The 16,901-nt window shown below is 58.0% G+C and carries 16 protein-coding genes; 7 read left to right on the top strand and 9 right to left on the bottom strand.

Features of this window, described 5'->3' with window-relative positions:
- Window positions 1-38: 38 nt before the first annotated feature.
- The 5 genes from AC07U5_RS18820 to AC07U5_RS18800 all read left to right on the top strand — a co-directional run bounded on the left by AC07U5_RS18820 (window position 39) and on the right by AC07U5_RS18800 (window position 6,137).
- Window positions 39-1,055 (top strand): DNA topoisomerase IB, encoded by a 1,017-nt coding sequence (locus AC07U5_RS18820; protein ID WP_494723918.1) that lies wholly within the window; start codon window positions 39-41, stop codon window positions 1,053-1,055.
- A gap of 138 nt (window positions 1,056-1,193) precedes the next feature.
- Window positions 1,194-2,849 carry a phosphoethanolamine transferase gene (locus AC07U5_RS18815; RefSeq protein WP_494723917.1) on the top strand — a complete coding sequence of 552 codons (1,656 nt, stop codon included), beginning with the start codon at window positions 1,194-1,196 and terminating at the stop codon, window positions 2,847-2,849.
- Between the two features lie 67 nt (window positions 2,850-2,916).
- Window positions 2,917-3,570: a response regulator gene (locus tag AC07U5_RS18810; RefSeq protein ID WP_062424025.1), complete on the top strand. Its 654-nt coding sequence runs from the start codon at window positions 2,917-2,919 to the stop codon at window positions 3,568-3,570.
- 37 nt (window positions 3,571-3,607) lie between these two features.
- Window positions 3,608-4,921, top strand: a complete 1,314-nt coding sequence (locus AC07U5_RS18805) for a sensor histidine kinase (protein WP_494723916.1) — start codon at window positions 3,608-3,610, stop codon at window positions 4,919-4,921.
- A gap of 115 nt (window positions 4,922-5,036) precedes the next feature.
- Window positions 5,037-6,137 (top strand): RHE_PE00001 family protein, encoded by a 1,101-nt coding sequence (locus AC07U5_RS18800; protein ID WP_494723915.1) that lies wholly within the window; start codon window positions 5,037-5,039, stop codon window positions 6,135-6,137.
- Between the two features lie 131 nt (window positions 6,138-6,268).
- Here the strand turns inward: AC07U5_RS18800 and AC07U5_RS18795 are convergent, their stop codons facing one another.
- The 6 genes from AC07U5_RS18795 to minC form a co-directional block, all read right to left on the bottom strand.
- Window positions 6,269-8,467: a methyl-accepting chemotaxis protein gene (locus AC07U5_RS18795; protein ID WP_438370794.1), complete on the bottom strand. Its 2,199-nt coding sequence runs from the start codon at window positions 8,465-8,467 to the stop codon at window positions 6,269-6,271.
- Window positions 8,468-8,793: 326 nt separating this feature from the next.
- Window positions 8,794-9,729 carry a dihydrodipicolinate synthase family protein gene (locus AC07U5_RS18790; protein ID WP_111847541.1) on the bottom strand — a complete coding sequence of 312 codons (936 nt, stop codon included), beginning with the start codon at window positions 9,727-9,729 and terminating at the stop codon, window positions 8,794-8,796.
- A gap of 137 nt (window positions 9,730-9,866) precedes the next feature.
- Window positions 9,867-10,586 carry a GntR family transcriptional regulator gene (locus AC07U5_RS18785; protein ID WP_494723914.1) on the bottom strand — a complete coding sequence of 240 codons (720 nt, stop codon included), beginning with the start codon at window positions 10,584-10,586 and terminating at the stop codon, window positions 9,867-9,869.
- A gap of 114 nt (window positions 10,587-10,700) precedes the next feature.
- Entirely contained in the window at window positions 10,701-10,961 is a 261-nt protein-coding gene (gene minE, locus AC07U5_RS18780) for a cell division topological specificity factor MinE (RefSeq protein WP_062424021.1), read from the bottom strand.
- Entirely contained in the window at window positions 10,958-11,770 is an 813-nt protein-coding gene (gene minD / locus AC07U5_RS18775; RefSeq protein WP_062424020.1) for a septum site-determining protein MinD, read from the bottom strand. Before minD ends, minE begins: the two co-directional genes overlap by 4 nt.
- A gap of 30 nt (window positions 11,771-11,800) precedes the next feature.
- Complete coding sequence (minC, locus tag AC07U5_RS18770) at window positions 11,801-12,532, bottom strand: septum site-determining protein MinC (protein WP_494723913.1); 732 nt, start codon at window positions 12,530-12,532, stop codon at window positions 11,801-11,803.
- 209 nt (window positions 12,533-12,741) lie between these two features.
- Here minC and AC07U5_RS18765 point away from each other — a divergent pair, with 209 nt between their 5' ends.
- A complete protein-coding gene (locus AC07U5_RS18765) occupies window positions 12,742-13,590 on the top strand; it encodes a TIGR02587 family membrane protein (RefSeq protein ID WP_112360370.1) in 849 nt (282 codons plus the stop codon).
- Window positions 13,591-13,597: 7 nt separating this feature from the next.
- On the top strand, window positions 13,598-14,008 hold the full coding sequence (locus AC07U5_RS18760; protein WP_113272428.1) for a TIGR02588 family protein: 411 nt from the start codon (window positions 13,598-13,600) through the stop codon (window positions 14,006-14,008).
- A gap of 3 nt (window positions 14,009-14,011) precedes the next feature.
- Here AC07U5_RS18760 and AC07U5_RS18755 read toward each other — a convergent pair whose 3' ends face one another.
- From AC07U5_RS18755 to AC07U5_RS18745, 3 genes are read right to left on the bottom strand one after another with little or no spacing between them, the layout of a single operon-like run.
- Window positions 14,012-15,088, bottom strand: a complete 1,077-nt coding sequence (locus AC07U5_RS18755; RefSeq protein ID WP_343106886.1) for an ABC transporter ATP-binding protein — start codon at window positions 15,086-15,088, stop codon at window positions 14,012-14,014.
- On the bottom strand, window positions 15,085-15,915 hold the full coding sequence (locus AC07U5_RS18750; protein WP_111847473.1) for a carbohydrate ABC transporter permease: 831 nt from the start codon (window positions 15,913-15,915) through the stop codon (window positions 15,085-15,087). Before AC07U5_RS18750 ends, AC07U5_RS18755 begins: the two co-directional genes overlap by 4 nt.
- Complete coding sequence (locus AC07U5_RS18745) at window positions 15,905-16,807, bottom strand: carbohydrate ABC transporter permease (protein WP_062424015.1); 903 nt, start codon at window positions 16,805-16,807, stop codon at window positions 15,905-15,907. The genes AC07U5_RS18750 and AC07U5_RS18745 overlap by 11 nt, the downstream gene beginning before the upstream one ends.
- Window positions 16,808-16,901: the final 94 nt, after the last annotated feature.

The raw sequence follows: 16,901 nt of genomic DNA, 5'->3' as shown, positions 1-16,901 counted from the left end.
CGCAGTTATTTGAGAAAACTCGAAGGCAGCGCCAAATCATGAACCAGCACCCCGCCCGGCTCCTCAAGAAAATCGGCCTCACCTATGTCAGCGACCAGGAACCCGGCATCGCCCGTGAGCGGCGAGGCAAGGGATTTTCCTATAGGCTTCCAGACGGAACGCTGCTTTCCGACAAGATCGAAATCACACGCATACGGTCACTTGCCATCCCGCCCGCCTATCAACGCGTCTGGATCTGCATCGAGCCCTCGGGCCATCTTCAGGCGACCGGCTTCGACGCGAGAGGGCGAAAGCAGTATCGCTATCACGTCGACTGGCACGCATTTCGCGGTGAAACCAAGTTCTTCCAACTGAAATCGTTTGGCGAGGCGTTGCCCGCCATTCGCCGCCGGGCGCTTTCCGATATCGAGAAGGACATCAACAGCCAGAACAGAACGCTTGCAGCATTGGTCCTTCTTCTTGACGCCGCCTACCTGCGCGTCGGTAACAAGACCTATCTAGAAAGCAACGGCACCTATGGTGCAACGACGCTTCTGAAGCGCCATGTGTCGCTCGGCGAGACAATTGAACTTCGTTTTATCGCCAAGGGTGGGCAGAAGGTGCGCCGCAGCCTCCGGCACCCAAAGCTGCAAAAGATTCTGGAAGAGATTGCCGATTTGCCCGGCAAGCAGCTTTTCGTTTGGCAGGATGAAAACCACATGGTCCATCCCATCGATTCCAGCGCGCTCAACAGCTACCTGTCCGAAACGGCGGGCGAAGGCATTTCAGCCAAGACCTTCCGCACCTGGGGTGGCACGCTGGCCGGCTTCTGCCATGCTGCAGAGCGCCTCGCGAGCGGTAGCGCACCGACCATCAAGAGCATCTGCGAGGCAGCGGCAGAAGAGCTTTCCAACACGCCAGCCATCTGCCGCAAGAGCTATGTCCACCCATCCGTACTGGATCTTGCCACCGAGCCGAAGGCGATCAAACGGCTTGAGACCGTTTTGGAAACGCCGGCAAAAGCCATATCGGGGCTAAGGGCAGACGAGCGTCGGCTTATCTCCTACCTCACCTAATTAAGCACTATCTTGATAACCAGATTGATCCGTTCAGTCTCGTGTCAGCAAATCTCTCCAGAAGGCCTTCATTAGCCGGAAAAGCAAAAAGCGCTCATGCGCGTCCGGTACACTGATTGGCACGAGGAGAATGGGCGCGTGGCACCATTGACGGATCACCTGGACAGCAGCAGACTTCGCCGTCCTGAAATCGGCAGCATTACATTGAGCATTATCACCGCTCTGTATTTGCTGTTCTTCATGAACCAGACATTCTGGTCGAAGGTGAACACCCATCTGTCTGCCTATCCCGCCGCGATCTACGCGCTCTATGTGGCCATGGGAGCGCTTTTTGCTGCACTCCTCATCACCTTCTCGGCCAAGTACATCATGAAGCCGGTTCTGATGGTGGTGATCGTCATTTCCGCGCTCTGCTCCTGGTTCATGGATCGCTTCGGTGCGGTGATCGACCGCGACATGGTGCGCAACGCCTTCGAGACCACCACCGGCGAAGCAAACAATCTGATCACCTCCGCCTTCATGCTGCACATGGCGATCTACGCGCTCCTTCCCATCGTCCTTCTTGCTTTCGTGCGCATCCGCCACCGCCCGATCCTTGGAAAGCTGTTCTGGAATACGCTGAGCGTGATCGCCTGCCTCGTCATCATTGGCGGCATGGCCGCGATGAATTCCAAGACCTTTACCACAGCGATCCGTCAGCACCGGGATATCGTCAAAAGCCTCAATCCAATCTCGCCGATGTTCGCCACGGCGCATTACTTCCAGATCGCCAACAAGGAAGCGCAGTTGACGGTGACGCAAACCGGTCTCGACGCGAAGGTACAGCCTCCCGTCGTTGCGGTCGGCAAGCCGCGCGTGACCGTGGTCGTGGCAGGGGAAACCGCGCGTGCTGCCAATTTCTCGCTGAATGGCTATGGCCGCGAAACCAACCCCGAACTGAAAAAGAGAGATGTGTTCTATTTTCCGAGCACGGTCAGTTGCGGCACCTCCACGGCCATCTCACTTCCCTGCATGTTCTCGAAGTTTACCCGCTCGGAATATACCCACAGCAAGGCGCTCTCCAATGAGAACCTCATGGATGTTCTGGTGCATGCCGGGGTCGATGCGCAGTGGCTGGACAATGATACCGGAAGCAAGGGCGTAGCGGACCGGATTCCCTATTTCGATCTGAGCGCCACCCGTGACGCCACCTTCTGCAAGACCGGCGAATGCAGTGACGATATCTTTCTCGACAGGCTCGACAGCTGGCTCGACCGCGTCACCAAGGACAGCGTCATCGTGATCCACCAGCTTGGCAGCCACGGTCCGTCCTACTACCTCCGTTATGCCGATCAGTTCAGGACGTTCACGCCGGATTGCCGCACCTCGGAACTCGGCAATTGCAAGGACGAAGAGATCGTCAACGCCTACGACAATACGATCCTCTATACCGACCATTTCCTCTCTGCCATCATCGACAAGCTGAAGGCCCGCTCCGACAAGCTTGCGACCGGCATGCTCTACGCCTCCGACCATGGCGAGTCGCTTGGCGAAAACGGTCTCTATCTCCATGGTGCGCCTTACACGCTGGCACCGGCCGAGCAGACCCATGTGCCCTTCCTGGTATGGATGGACAATGACTTCGCACGTTCCATGGGTGTCGACCGGGCCTGCCTTGCCGATGAGGCAAAGGCCGGTGGCAAATCCCACGACAATTTCTTCCACAGTATTCTCGGGATGATGAACGTCTCCACCTCGGTCTACGACTCGTCGCTCGACGTGTTCCACGCCTGTCAGTCGAAGCCCACGACATGATGCGCCTGTGCCTTGACGACGAACCGCACGAAGCGATACGCATTGGCAGTTCGGGAGTGAGGTCGGTGTGCGCGTTCTGCTGGTTGAAGACGATCATGTGCTGGGAGAAGCACTAAGGGATCACGTGGCGGCAGCAGGGCATGCCGTGGATTGGTTCAAGACATTGGGCGAAGCCATGGCCGCGACCGAGACCGTGAGCTACGGTCTCATCCTGCTGGATTTGCGACTTCCCGATGGCGAGGGGCTCAGCCTCTTGCGGGCATTGCGCAAAGCGAACAATGCCGTCCCTGTGATCATCCTGACGGCCCATGATCAGGTCTCAGACCGGATCGAAGGCCTGAATGCTGGGGCGGACGACTATCTGGTCAAACCGTTCAATCTTGGCGAACTGACAGCCCGGATGCTTGCCGTGTCCCGCCGTTACGAGGGACGCTCGACGCCGATCGTCAGATTGCCCGGTATTGAAATCGATCAAGCGGCGAAAAGTATTACGGTCAATGACCGCTCACTGACACTGAGTGCGCGGGAATGGGCGGTGCTGGAAAAGCTCGTCGAGAGACCTGGCGCACTTATCTCGAAAGCGCAGCTGCAGGAAACCTTGTATGAGTTCGGTGCCGAAATCGAGAGCAACACTGTCGAGGTCTATATCAGTCGGCTGCGCAAGAAGATCGGTTCGGATCGCGTGGAAACCGTAAGAGGGCTTGGTTATACAATTCGCTGATCTCATACCGTTTAAAACGGGGCCTCGGAAAACGAGCATGACGCGCCGGATGGTGCTCGCGCTCGTCAGCGTGCTGGCTATTTCCTGGATGGTCGCATCTGCCCTTGGCGTGATGGTCATGGAGGAAGAGTTTGCGGAAATCTTCGACAGCGGCGTTCAGGAAACAGCCGACCGGCTGCTACCGCTCGTGGCAGAGGATCTTCGCGAACGCAGCCCCGAAGCGCAACGGCGTCTTGGCCAGCCCACGACCGGCTCGGGATATCTGACCTATCAGGTGCGCGATCGCGACGGTGCTGTGCTGCTGCACTCTCATGAGAGCGCCAGAGAAGGCTTCGACGTGCCACTGAGGCCGGGTTTTGCCGATACGGATACCCAACGAATCTATACCGTCGTCACGCCGGAGGGAGATCTTTATCTTCAGGTGGCCGACGCTTTCGCCAATCGCCGCGAAGCGATTGAGGAAGCGTCCACGGCGCTCATCCTTCCCGTCCTAGTTCTCATCCCGGCCAGCATCATTGCCGTCATTCTCGTCATCCGTCGCACGTTGGTGCCGATCCAGACGCTGAGAGACGACATTGCCCGCAAGGATGGCGGCAATCTCGCGCCGGTCGATTCCGGTTGCCTTCCGACCGAACTGGATCCGATCGCCCGCTCGGTCAATCTGCTGCTGGAGAGGTTGCGTTCAGCCCTGGAAGCAGAACGTTCCTTTGCCTCCAACAGCGCGCATGAATTGCGAACGCCGATTGCCGGAGCGCTTGCCCAGGCGCAACGCTTGAAGGCAGATATTCCACCGCACCTTGCCCCGCGCGTCGATCAGATCGAATTGTCGCTCTCCAATCTCGCGCAACTGTCCGAGAAGCTTTTGCAGATGTCGCGCGCGGAGGCCGGTATCGGCATCTCCGATACGATCATCGATCTTCTCCCGGTGCTGGAACTCGTGGTGGAGGATATGAGCCGCTCAGAACTTGGCGCCGGACGCATTCACCTGCACCTTCCGGAGGACGGGCCGCTGAAAGCCAAGGTCGATCCGGACGCTTTCGGTATCGTTATTCGAAATCTCCTGGAAAATGCGCTGACGCATAGTCCCGAAGATTCGCCGGTCGATATCTATGTCGATAGGAACAGGTCCATTCGGATCGTCAATGATGGGACGCCGATCGATCCAGCACTTCTGCCGAGACTGACAACCCGCTTCATGCGCGGCCAGACCCAGGCGTCTGGGTCTGGTCTTGGCCTTGCAATCGTCGACAATCTGGCAAAGCGCATGAATGCGCTGCTCACTCTATCCTCGCCCGCCCCAGGTCGAGAACAGGGCTTCGAAGCGAAGATCGATCTGCCGAAGCAGGCGTGAGGCCCTGGAGATGATTCCAAGGCCTCTCAGACTTTAATCTTCTTGGGTGTGAACATAGGTTGAAAGTGAACAGCCAGGATTGCTTTCATTCCGGTCTGTCCTTTAAGTGATTCCAATGACCTATGAGTTCTCTTTATTGAAAGCCACAAGGCTCCTGCAGTCCCTGGCGCGGGCTGGCGAGGCTTTGGCGCGTCTCGATGAAAGGGTCAGCCGATCTCAGATCAGAGACGGATTTCTGCAGCGACAGAATTTCCACGATGCCGTTTCCTCGCTTTGGGTCGATGGAGAACTGGTCCATGTCGAGGATCTCGTCTTGCACGATGCACGTATGGACATTCGAGCCCCGACGAACGAGATCGTCAATGCCCACCGTATTCTGAGGGCAAGGCGGCTGTTGGAAAGTCATCCGCCGCAATGGGCGCTGAGCGATCACGGCATCGATCTCCTTCGTGGGAAGAGCGTCCAGCCGCAGGCTGCCCCATCAAACCTGGTTTCGGATCGCGAAGAGGCGGACTTCGAAGAGCCAGACGACGCGGACAAAGCTCTTGCCGATGAGTTGGCTCAGATGGACGCCGTGCTGTCACGCAGCACCGCCCTTGTCGCAGATGCCTTGAGCTATCGCAGTCAATCGGAGACGTCGATCCACAGCCCTGCCGGCGAACACTCCGATGAATATAGCGAGGAAGAAAGACTTCATCTGTGGCGGAAGCTTGTCGATCGCTATTCCAACTATCCGGCGCCGCTGCAGGCTGCCATTCTTCTCGATGCCTGGCGCGATATCCAGGTGTCGGACCGAAGCCCGTGGCTGGGTCGGCAACTCGCAGCCGCATCGCTGCGCGCCAATGGTTTGACAATCCTGCCGGCGCTCAATAGCGGACTTCGCGCCATTCACAGAGAACGGCGCCATTCGCGCGATCAGGAAGAACGACTGGTCGCGATCCTCGATGGAATGATCGAAGCGGCCGAACTCGGCATGAAGGAACACGACCGTCTTTTGAACGGAAAGAGCCGGATGGAAAGACGGTTGGTCGGAAAGCGGTCAAATTCGCGACTGCCCGATCTGGTCGAACTGGTTCTGGCAAACCCAGTCGTCTCTACATCCATGATCGTCAAGGAACTTGGTACCACGCCACAGGGCGCGATGGTTCTGGCCAATCAGCTGGAGCTGCGCGAAATGACGGGCCGCGGACGTTTCAGGGCCTGGGGGATTTTGTAAGCCCCTTGCCGATACGGCGTGTGCCCGGAAATCGGGACCGATTTCTGGAAAGCACAATGCGTCGGATCAAAAAGGTAGAGCCCCCGTGCCTCCCAAAGGATGCACGGGGGCTCTCGTTTCTAAATCGCAGATCAGCTTGCCATGGCGTAGCGTGCGTGGGACGAGTTCGACGCGAGCCTCGTATCTCCGCTGACACGGAAGCGTCCCACCATGCTCGCCAGGTTTTCGGTTTCCTGCGAAAGGCTCTGAGCAGCCGCAGTTGTTTCTTCCACCATGGCTGCGTTCTGCTGCGTAACCTTATCCATCTGATCGGCGGCCGACGAGACTTCCTTCAAGCTGACGGCCTGCTCACGGGCGCCGGCTGCAATCTGGTTGATGGTCTGGCTCATGCCGAGAACCTGTTTGACGATCTTGCCAAGCGAATCGCCCGTTTCTTCAACCAGATGAACGCCGGTTTCGACCTGGCTGGACGAGGTGGAGATCAAGCCCTTGATCTCCTTTGCGGCATTGGCGGAGCGCTGCGCCAGTTCACGCACTTCCTGCGCAACCACCGCAAAGCCCTTGCCTGCTTCGCCAGCGCGTGCGGCTTCAACACCCGCATTCAGCGCCAGCAGGTTGGTCTGGAATGCGATTTCATCGATGACGCTGATGATATTGCCGATCTTGCTGGACGATCCCTGGATTTCGGTCATCGCGGCGACGGCGCGGGCAACGACGTCGCCACCCTTTTCAGCATCCGCCCTGGCGCCGTTCACGGTCTTTTGCGCATCCGTTGCACCATCGGCGGTGTCGTTCACACCACGAGTAACCTCGCTTAGGGCTGCAACGGTCTCTTCCAGAGCGGCAGCTTGCTGTTCGGTACGTCGCGCCAGATCGTTCGACGCGGTGGAGATTTCGCTCAAACCGGAGCGGATCGTGTAGACTGCGCTCACGACATTGCTGATCGTCTCTTCCAGCGCAGATACCGAGATGTTGAAATTCTGGCGGATCGTGTCGAATTCAGGAGCGACCTTCTCGTTCATGCGGACCGTCAGGTCGCCGCTTGCCAGAGAATTCAAGCGGCTCTGAACCAGCTCGACGAAGTGCCGGAGATCTTCAGCCTTGGCATTGTCGATGTCGCTCTGACGCTTGCGATCGGTTTCGACCTGGCGCTGGAGTTCTTCCTGCTCGGCCTGAACATCTTCGCCGCGGGCAAGCGCAAAACGGAACTTTTCAAGGGATGCGGCCAGATTGCCAAGTTCATCCTGCTTGCCCGTCTGGGCAACCTGATCCTTGTAATTGCCATTGGCCATCTTGCCGACGGAACCCAGAACGGATGTCAGAGGCTTCTTGATCAGGATTTGTGTGGCAACGAGGATTACGCCAAGCGTCACTGCGAGAATGATCAGGCCACCTATCAGCATGCTGTAGATCTGCTGCCAGACTGGCCCGGAGAAGACGGCCGAAGGCACATCCAGGACCGTCGCCCAGGTGGTGTTCATGCCGGGTGCCGTGAAGGGATAGACGAGGCGGACAGAACCGTCCGGGAGCCCCTCGATCACACGCATCTTGCCGTCGGCCAAGGCCTGCTTGACGAGATCGGCGCCGACATCGGAATAATCCTTCATCAGATTGTCGGCGTTGTCGTGGGCGAGCCACTTACCGTTGTTCGCGACCAGCATGACGTCGCCACCTTCGAACGGCTTGATCTGGGCCAAGCTCTTTGTCAGATCGCCGAGCTTGATATCAACGCCTGCGATGCCGACCATCGTTCCAGCGGCCTTGACTGGCACGGAGACGGAGGTGACGAGCTGCTTCGTGTTGGTCAGATAGGGCGAGGTGATGAGCGGTTTACCGGTCTTCACCACACCGCCGTAATATTCGTCCTCTGGCTTGATCTTCCAGGTTGAGAGACCGATCTTGCCACTGTCATCCTTTGTCCAGTAGGGCGTGAAGATGCCCTCCTCGTTCAGAGCTTCCTTGCCGACCGTCGGCTTCGGGCTCTTACCGTCGATCAGTTCACACATCCACGCGCCAAACACGTTCGGATATTGCGGCGCGACGGTTTCGATCATTGAAACGATGTCGGCGCGGCTGCGCGAACCGTTTTCGATGAAGCCACCGATCGTGGCAGCAAGCGTTGCGCCTGCGGATGTTGCGACGGAGATGTCTCCAGCGATTTTCTCGCTGACTGAAGCTGCCTTCTCGGTTGCGAGCGCCATCACGTCACGCTCGGTCGCTGATTTCACGTTCATTACGTTAACAGCAGTGTAAGCAATCATGATGCCGGCAATAGCTGTTCCGGTAGCTAAGATAAGCTTTCCGGAAACGGAATTGAGAATCTTCTTCATGCGACGAGCCCCTCTAAATTTGGGGCGACGTTAATGTAAGATTTTAAACAATTCGCAAACAAACCGCAAAAAGAATAGTGCTGTCTGGCATTTAGGAATTTTGCACGATCGCCTCTGAGCTTAAGCGAAACGCGCTATTTTCTGCTTGAACTCTATTCCATCGCGATCGGCAAATCAGTTTCCGCTTCCGGGTCTGAAATAAAAAAGAGGCGGCCGTCGTCTGGCCGCCTGCTATATCTTTGAACCGTGAGGTATAGCGAGAAGAACGAGACTTGATGCACAGCGCAATTCTTGGCAATCGCGTCATGCATCGAAGTCGGTAGTCGTTAAGCCGAATAACGAGATGCGTACCAGTTTTGGAACAAGGTGTATTGGCTTTCCAGATGACGGCGCTGCGAGGCGCTCAATTCGTCCGTCTCGTTGAAATGCAGCGTGTATTCGGTATCGCCGTTCAGAACCATCAGATATTTGTAGTGCAGAACGAGGTCCGGACCTTCATCATAGGTCGAGAGCACCGTCAGCGCCTCTTCCAACTCGCGCGCTTCAACGCGCGCCGCTGCATCGCCCTTCGCGGCTTTTTCGCACAGAGCGACCAAATGCAGCACTTCCTTTGGCAGCGCGTTACCGATGCCGGTGATGGCACCGCCAGCACCGCAATTGACGAAGCCGTGGTAGACGCCCGTATCGACGCCGACCATCAGGGTGAGATCATCGTCACCGGCGGTGATGTTTTCTGCAGCGTAGGTCATGTCCTGCTTGCCGCCGAATTCCTTGAAGCCGATGAGGTTCGAATAGCGCGAGCGCAGATCGAAAAACAGATCAGCGCGGGTCGCAAAGCCATAATAGGGGCTGTTGTAGATCACCGCCGGAAGTCCGTTTGCCGCTTCGAGAATGGCGGAGAAATGGGCCTTCTGCGCAGAAACGGAAGACCCGCGGGAGAGAACGCGCGGAATGACCATCAAGCCCTTGGCGCCAACCTTTGCAGCGTGAGCAGCGTGGCTGACGGCCGACTTGGTGTTGATGGCGCCGGTGCCGACGATGACCGGAACACCCGCTTCAGCAAGACGCTGCACGCCTTCCTGGCGCTGCTCGTCCGTCAACAGCGGCCAATCGCCCATGGAGCCGCAGTAGACGACTGCCGACATGCCGGCCGCGATGAGTTCCTTGCCCTTCTTCACAAGCAGGTCGAAGTCAGGCGTTCTGTCCGCCTTGCAAGGCGTCATGAGGGCGGGGATGCATCCGGTGAAGATCGTGCTGGCCATGGTTTCCAATCCTTTTGCGGCACCATAGCCGCCTGATATGCAGCCCTTGTAGCACCGAACTTCAATATTGTCGACAAATAAAATACATGAAATCTGGGCGCGGATATTTGGCCTTTTTCAGGGCGCGGTTTTTGAGTTTAAAGGCTGAGATTGGCGCTCTGGCGGGTATCGGCCGTGATGTAGGAGCGGATCTGTTTGACAATCTGATCGGCATGCGCTCTGGCAAGCGCATCCGCCTTTTCGACGTCCCGGTCGATGATCGCCTGAATCATGTCCTCATGCTCGCTGACATATTGGTTGGGCAGGACATCGTTGAAGGAGGAGTAGTAGAGGCGAAGGATGCGCCGTCCTTCATCGAGCAACCGAGTGAAGAGTTCGACGTAATGACGGTTGCCACCGGCTTGCGCGATCGCAACGTGAAAATCGCGGTTGGTGGAGATCATCGCAAGCGCATCCCGTTCTTCGACAGCCAAGGCAAAGGCGCTCTGCAGGGTACGGATCTGCGCGATATCCGCCTCTGTATGATTGGCCGCAGCAAGCCGAGTCGTAACGCGATACATCAACGTCAACGCGTCGAAGAATTCCGGCAATCCAAGAAAATCGATTTGCGAGACGATAGTCGCGCGGTTGGTCAGCGTCGTGATCAATCCTTCGGCGGAAAGACGGACCAGCGCTTCACGAATGGGCGTACGCGACAGCGAGAAACGTTCTGAGAGTTGCAGCTCATCGATAGGACTGCCGGGCGCAAGCCGCAATTCGATGATCTCATTGCGCAGTGTCTCGTAGACGGTGGAAACGCCAAAGCCTCTTCGGTGGGTCTGTTTTTCCCGCTCGTCCGCCTTCTCCACCTCTGCCATCAAACCATCCTTCAGTCTCGATCAAGACAGGCTTAGTCCAGAATCGCGCCTGAGGGAAAGATCAAACCGCCCAATGAAAACGCCGGGACAGTGCCCGGCGTTATCTTGATCGAGTTAGGCAGCGCGAAGCGACGCGCTCAATGGAATTTCGACATCGATTTCCAGTAGCGACATATGCTCGTCGCTGTCCATTTTCACATGGACCTTATCGCTATCGATCTGCACATGCTTGGCGATCGCCGCCAGAATTTCCTCACGCAGAATGACGACCAGATCCGAACCCTGATTGGTGCGCTCATGCGCAAGAAGGACTTGCAACCGTTCGCGTGCGACGGGTGCGGACTTCTGTTTGCGGAAAAGGTTGAAGATGCTCATGCGGCCCTCCCGAAAATCTTGGCAAAGATGCCGCGCTTTTCGCCGGGAATGGAAACCGGAATGTCTTCGCCCGACAGACGTCGTGCCGCATCGAAATAGGCCATGGCTGGCGCCGACTTGGCATCGGCTAGCGTGACCGGTGCACCAACGTTGGAAGCACGCAGCACGTCCATGCTTTCGGGAATGATGCCGATCAGCGGAATGGAAAGGATTTCCAGAACGTCATCGACCTTGAGCATGTCGCCGCGCTCGGCGCGGGCGGCATCGTAACGGGTCAGAAGCAGGTGCTTTTCCATCCGCTCGCCCCGTTCAGCCTTGATCGTCTTGGAATCAAGAAGGCCGATGATGCGGTCGGAGTCACGCACAGACGAGACTTCCGGATTGGTAACGACGACGGCGATATCAGCGTGCCGCATGGCAAGCGTTGCGCCGCGTTCGATACCCGCGGGACTATCGCAGATCACCCAATCGAAGTGCTTCTTGAGTTCGCTGATGACCCACTCGACACCTTCCGGCGTCAGATTGTCCTTGTCGCGCGTTTGCGAAGCCGGCAGCAGGAACAGCGTATCGAGACGCTTGTCGCGGATGAGCGCCTGCGTCAGCTTGGCGTCGCCCTGAATGACATTGACCAGATCGTAGACCACACGACGTTCCGCACCCATGACCAGATCGAGGTTGCGAAGACCGACGTCAAAATCCACCACGACGACCTTTTCCTTGTTCTGTGCCAGCGCTGCACCGAGGGCTGCGGTCGACGTCGTCTTTCCGACGCCTCCCTTTCCGGAGGTAACGACTACTACCTTCCCCATCCTGATCTCCTGTTTCCTGCCGCTTACGGCTTAATTGAGTTTGTCCGCCTTGATCGTATCGTTTTCCAGCCAGAGCTGGACGGCCTGCCCCCGAAGCTTCGGGTCGATATCTTCCGCAACCTTGTAAACACCGTCGATGGCAAGAAGCTCGGCTTCCAGCTTCTTGCAGAAAATGCGTGCCGAGGCGTTGCCGAGTGAACCCGCCATGGCGCGTCCGCGCAGCGCGCCATAGATATGGATCGAACCGCCGGCGATCACTTCTGCGCCGGAGGCGACGGAACCGACGATCGTCACATCGCCTTCCGGGAAGATGATCGACTGGCCCGAGCGCACCGGCTCGCTGATCATCAGCGACTGCACGACGCTGCGGATTTCGGTCACGGGTGCTCTTTGCTCCGCCGGCGCTTCCACCTCGGCAAGCGCCACCGGTTCAACCTCGACATCCGAGGCCGGCTTTCCGCCCTTGAGCGCGGGCGGCATACCGGTTTCGATCATCGACGGGCGTGCGCCCTCGATGCCCATGATGGCAACGTTGCGATCGTAAAGCTCGGCAAGCAAGGACTTCAGGCCCGCCTTGTCGAGCTTCAGGTCCGCCACATCCAGCACCACCGGACGTGACAGAAAGAACCCGGCAGAGCGCGCTGCCAGATCGTCCAGCCGCTCCAGCCAGACATCCAGCGGCGACTCGGGAGAAAGAACGACCGCCAGAAATGAGCGGCCCTTGATACGGATCGAACGCGAGTCTGTTAGCACTTTGGTCATCTTGGTAAAGAAATCGTTGATAGAGAGGTAGCGGTGATTTGGTTAACAAATGGTTAACGCGCGCCCTTCGCGGCGGCTAAAATTAACTTCGAGACCCCCTTGACCGAGCACCGGACTGAGTCGGTCGATCCGTGTGAAAAAGCCTGCTTATGCAGCTGCGGGAACCGGCCTCAATCCAGAAGGTTATAGGCCTATTCCGGGGGGATAAAATGGCCGAGAGTGCGACACGGGATTCATCGAAGGAACGGGAGTTTCTGATCGGTCTCGCGCGTGGCGTGGGTGGTGCGCTTCTCTTTGCGCTTCCCATGTTGATGACGATGGAGCTGTGGTTTCTCGGCTTCTACATGTCGCGGGAGAAACTGCTGCTTCTTTGCGTTCTCAACATCCCACTTCTGGTGGTGCTGGCAAAGCGTGTCGGCTTTGAGAAAACCTCCTCCTGGATCGAGGCGATCCGGGATGCGGTGACGGCCTATGGCCTTGCAATCATCGTCAGCGCCGCCATTCTTGCCCTCTTCGGCTTGATCAACCACCAGGCGACGACGAGCACGACGGTGGCAAAGATCGCGCTTCAGGCCGTTCCCGCCAGTATTGGCGCGCTTCTTGGCCGCAGCCAACTTGGCATGCATTCCGAAGACGATGACGAAGGCGACGACGCCGAGACGGAGACCAGCTACTTTGTTGAGCTGTTCATGATGATGGTCGGCGCTCTCTTCCTCGCGCTCAATGTCGCGCCGACTGAGGAGATGATCCTGATCGCCTACAAGATCACGCCCTATCAGACGCTGCTCACCGTACTCCTGTCGCTCACTCTGATGCATGGGTTTGTCTATGCCCTCCATTTCAAGGGCGGGCACGGCCACGCAGAAGACAGCGCCTGGTGGCACACCTTCATCCGCTTTACCATGCCGGGCTATGTCATCGCGCTTGGCATCAGCCTCTACTGCCTGTGGAGCTTCGAACGACTGACGGGAACATCCCTGTCGCAGATCGTCGCGGCCGTCGTCATCTTGGGTTTCCCCGCAGCCATCGGCGCTGCTTCGGCCCGCCTCGTGCTATGAGAACGCCATGACCAAATCCTCCGCAGACGGCCATATGGAAACATCCTCGCCCCACTGGATAGAGTGGGTCACCGGCATCATCTCATCGTTGCTCGTGATAGCACTCCTCGGCTGGATATCATGGGACATCTATCGCTATGACGACGCGAAAGCGGATTTCGAACTTTCCGTTGTCTCCGTAGAGCCCGCCAGCAACGGCTTCAGGGTGAACTTCGATATCCACAATGTCAGCCAGACAACCGCCGCAACGGTGCATGTGGTCGGCTCGCTGCGCAGCGCAGACGGAATGACGGATACGGCGGATGTGACCTTCGATTATGTTGCAGCCGAATCCCATGACAACGGGACGCTCTTCTTCAAGAGCGATCCGCAATCGGGCACGCTGGATCTGCGCGTAGGAGGCTTTACCGATCCTTGAAGATCAGAGCCGCTGTTCGGTTTCATGGTCGAACAGATGCAACGACGCTGGATCGATATTGAAGCCGACGCTGTCCCCCGCTTTCACATTGCTTCTTCCCTGAAGCGCCACCGTCATTTCCGGTTGCGTCGCCGTTGTCACGGAGGTCGCGGAGCCTGTGGTTTCCACAATGCCGACCGGCAGGGTGATCGTCGACGATCCGGGCGGTGCGAGCGTGATATGCTCCGGCCGGATACCTACGGTCACGCGTGCGCCCGGCGTGAAGGCGACGGGGGACATGATCGTCTGAGGTTCAGACTTTCCACCAAAATTCAAAACCAGCGTTCGTCCGTCTTCCGCGGCGAGAGCCGCTACAAAGTTCATGGCCGGAGAGCCGATGAACCCTGCGACGAAGCGGTTGACCGGTCGATCGTAGAGCTCAAGCGGCGCGCCCTGCTGCTCGATCACGCCGGCGCGCATGACGACGACATGATCGGCCATGGTCATGGCTTCGATCTGGTCATGTGTCACATAGACAGACGTTGCTCCGAGGCTGTTGTGCAATTTGCGGATTTCAGCGCGCATATGAACGCGAAGCGCCGCATCGAGATTGGACAGCGGCTCATCAAAGAGAAACGCCTTGGGATTGCGGATGATGGCACGCCCCATCGCGACGCGCTGGCGCTGGCCACCGGAAAGCTCACGCGGATAGCGGGTGAGGAGCGTGGTAAGGCCGGTGATCTGGGCGATCTCCTCCGCCTTGCGGCGTGCCTCAGCCTTGGAAACACCCTTCAGCCGCAGCGAATAGGTGAGGTTCTTTTCCACTGTCATATGCGGATAGAGCGCGTAGGACTGAAACACCATGGCGATATCGCGCATGCGCGGCGGCTGGCGGGTGATATCTTCGCCTTCGATGCGGATTGTTCCGCTCGAGATCGTCTCCAGCCCCGCAAGGGTGCGCAGCAAGGTCGACTTGCCACAGCCGGACGGCCCGACAAGCGCAACGAATTGGCCTTTCGGGATGGCGATATCGATGCCGCGCAGCGCGTGGTAGGCGCCGTAGTGTTTCTGGATGCCGGACAGTTCGATCTGCAATGTCATTTGAGCGCTCCGGATGTCAGACCGCTGACGATGCGGCGCTGAAGCAGGACGAAGATGATGAGAATGGGCGTTACATAGATCGCCGCGAAGGTCATGATGCCGGTCCAGTCGGAAGCGTTCGGCCCGACGAAGAACTGCAGGCCAACAGTCGCAGGCTGGAAGGCCCTGTCGGTGATGAGCGAGCGCGAATAGACATACTCGCCCAAGGACTGAAGAAAGATGAGGATCGCCGAAACCAGAATGCCATTGCGGGCAAGCGGCACCGAGATGCGAAGGAATGCGCCGATGCGGCTGTTGCCATCCACCAGCGCTGCCTCTTCGAGCTCGCGCGGCACCTGGGTGAAGGCTGCCCGCACCAGAACGATATAGAGCGGCAGCTTGTTGGCAGCCGTTGCCAGGATGACGCCCGTTCGCGGCCATGACAGCAGGCCAAGCTGACTGAAAGCGACGAAGATCGGCGTCACCATCAGGGATGGCGGCAGGACCTGCAGCATCAGGACGAGGAAGAGTGCCAGATCCATCCAGACCGAGCGGACACGCGCCAGAGCGTAAGCGCAACCCGTGCCGAAGAGCACGACAAGCGAGACCGTACCGAAGGCGATGATCAGCGAGTTCTGGATAAAGGTATCCATGCCCATGTCATTCCAGACACGGGTGACCTTCAACTCGGGATGATGCGGCCAGAGTGTCGGCGGGTTGGCGAAGGTCTCGGTGTTGGTCTTCAGCGCGGTGACATACATCCAGTAGAGCGGGAAGAGGTAGATCGCGACGATAGCGACGGCAATGGCCAGCAGGAGCCAGCGTTTCCAGGGGGTGCTAGACAACATGTTCGTGCCTCGTCGAGCGGACATAAGCGGTGGCGACGACGATGACCAGAAGGGTCATCACGACGGAAACGACCGAGCCATGGCCGATGCGGTATTCGCGGAAGGCGAGCTCCCATGACCAGTATTGCAGCACGTTGGAGGCATTCGACGGACCGCCTTGTGTCAGGGCCGCGAAAAGGTCGAATTGCTGAAGGGTGAAAATGATGCCAAGCGAAATGACGGCACCGAGCTGCGCCCGCATCATCGGCAGGGTGATGGTGAAGAAGCGCTGCAAGCGCGTCGCTCCATCCAGTTCCGCCGCCTCGTAGACGTCATCGGGGATCGAGGCGAGACCGACCGACAACAGGATCATGTTGAAGGGAACCCCAAGCCAGATATTGGCGATGATGACGGAGTAGATCGAGATCGATGGGTCGGAGAGCCAGAAGATCTTCTGCTGGGTGATACCGAGTGATTGCAGCAGCCAGTTCACCACACCGAAGTCGCCGGCCAGAATCCAGCCCCAGATGGCACCGACCACTAGTCCCGGCATGATCCAGCCCGCAAGAAACAGCCCACGCAGCCAGGAGGCGCCCGGAAAATCGAGCCGGAAGAACAATGCAAGCGCCAGGCCGATCCCCAGTTGGAAGATGACGGACAGGAAAACAAACAGGAAGGTGTTGCGCACGATCGGCATGAACAGCGGATCGTCGATGATTTCGCGGTAGTTGTCGAGACCGACAAACGGACGGTCGAAGGTGGCGATGGTGAAGAGATCAACGCTCTGGAACGAGATGACCAGATTGTAGATCAACGGGAAGGCAGAAAAGGTAACGAGATAGGCGAGCGCGAACAGAACGAGCGCGCTGTCAAACCCACCACCATCGCGGAAAACTCGATTGAAACGGAGCATTTCGCCTCCCGACATCTCATATGCACGTTCCACCAAGGCGGACCATGCGCTTCATCAGTTTGGAAACTGGCTGCGGACGTGGACGTGCCCGCAG

The sequence above is a fragment of the Agrobacterium sp. GW821-FHT02D03 genome, from assembly GCF_059421725.1.
This window is presented reverse-complemented; position numbering and strand designations above follow the sequence as displayed.

Bases quoted from the DNA above. Each gene is read 5' to 3' on its own strand.
- AC07U5_RS18820 (WP_494723918.1), top strand. From the start codon at position 39: ATGAACCAGCACCCCGCCCGGCTCCTCAAGAAAATCGGCCTCACCTAT.
- minC (WP_494723913.1), bottom strand. From the start codon at position 12,532: ATGACCAAAGTGCTAACAGACTCGCGTTCGATCCGTATCAAGGGCCGC.
- minE (WP_062424021.1), bottom strand. From the start codon at position 10,961: ATGAGCATCTTCAACCTTTTCCGCAAACAGAAGTCCGCACCCGTCGCA.
- minD (WP_062424020.1), bottom strand. From the start codon at position 11,770: ATGGGGAAGGTAGTAGTCGTTACCTCCGGAAAGGGAGGCGTCGGAAAG.
- AC07U5_RS18790 (WP_111847541.1), bottom strand. From the start codon at position 9,729: ATGGCCAGCACGATCTTCACCGGATGCATCCCCGCCCTCATGACGCCT.
- AC07U5_RS18795 (WP_438370794.1), bottom strand. From the start codon at position 8,467: ATGAAGAAGATTCTCAATTCCGTTTCCGGAAAGCTTATCTTAGCTACC.
- AC07U5_RS18760 (WP_113272428.1), top strand. From the start codon at position 13,598: ATGACCAAATCCTCCGCAGACGGCCATATGGAAACATCCTCGCCCCAC.
- AC07U5_RS18785 (WP_494723914.1), bottom strand. From the start codon at position 10,586: ATGGCAGAGGTGGAGAAGGCGGACGAGCGGGAAAAACAGACCCACCGA.
- AC07U5_RS18745 (WP_062424015.1), bottom strand. From the start codon at position 16,807: ATGCTCCGTTTCAATCGAGTTTTCCGCGATGGTGGTGGGTTTGACAGC.
- AC07U5_RS18765 (WP_112360370.1), top strand. From the start codon at position 12,742: ATGGCCGAGAGTGCGACACGGGATTCATCGAAGGAACGGGAGTTTCTG.
- AC07U5_RS18755 (WP_343106886.1), bottom strand. From the start codon at position 15,088: ATGACATTGCAGATCGAACTGTCCGGCATCCAGAAACACTACGGCGCC.
- AC07U5_RS18805 (WP_494723916.1), top strand. From the start codon at position 3,608: ATGACGCGCCGGATGGTGCTCGCGCTCGTCAGCGTGCTGGCTATTTCC.
- AC07U5_RS18750 (WP_111847473.1), bottom strand. From the start codon at position 15,915: ATGTTGTCTAGCACCCCCTGGAAACGCTGGCTCCTGCTGGCCATTGCC.
- AC07U5_RS18800 (WP_494723915.1), top strand. From the start codon at position 5,037: ATGACCTATGAGTTCTCTTTATTGAAAGCCACAAGGCTCCTGCAGTCC.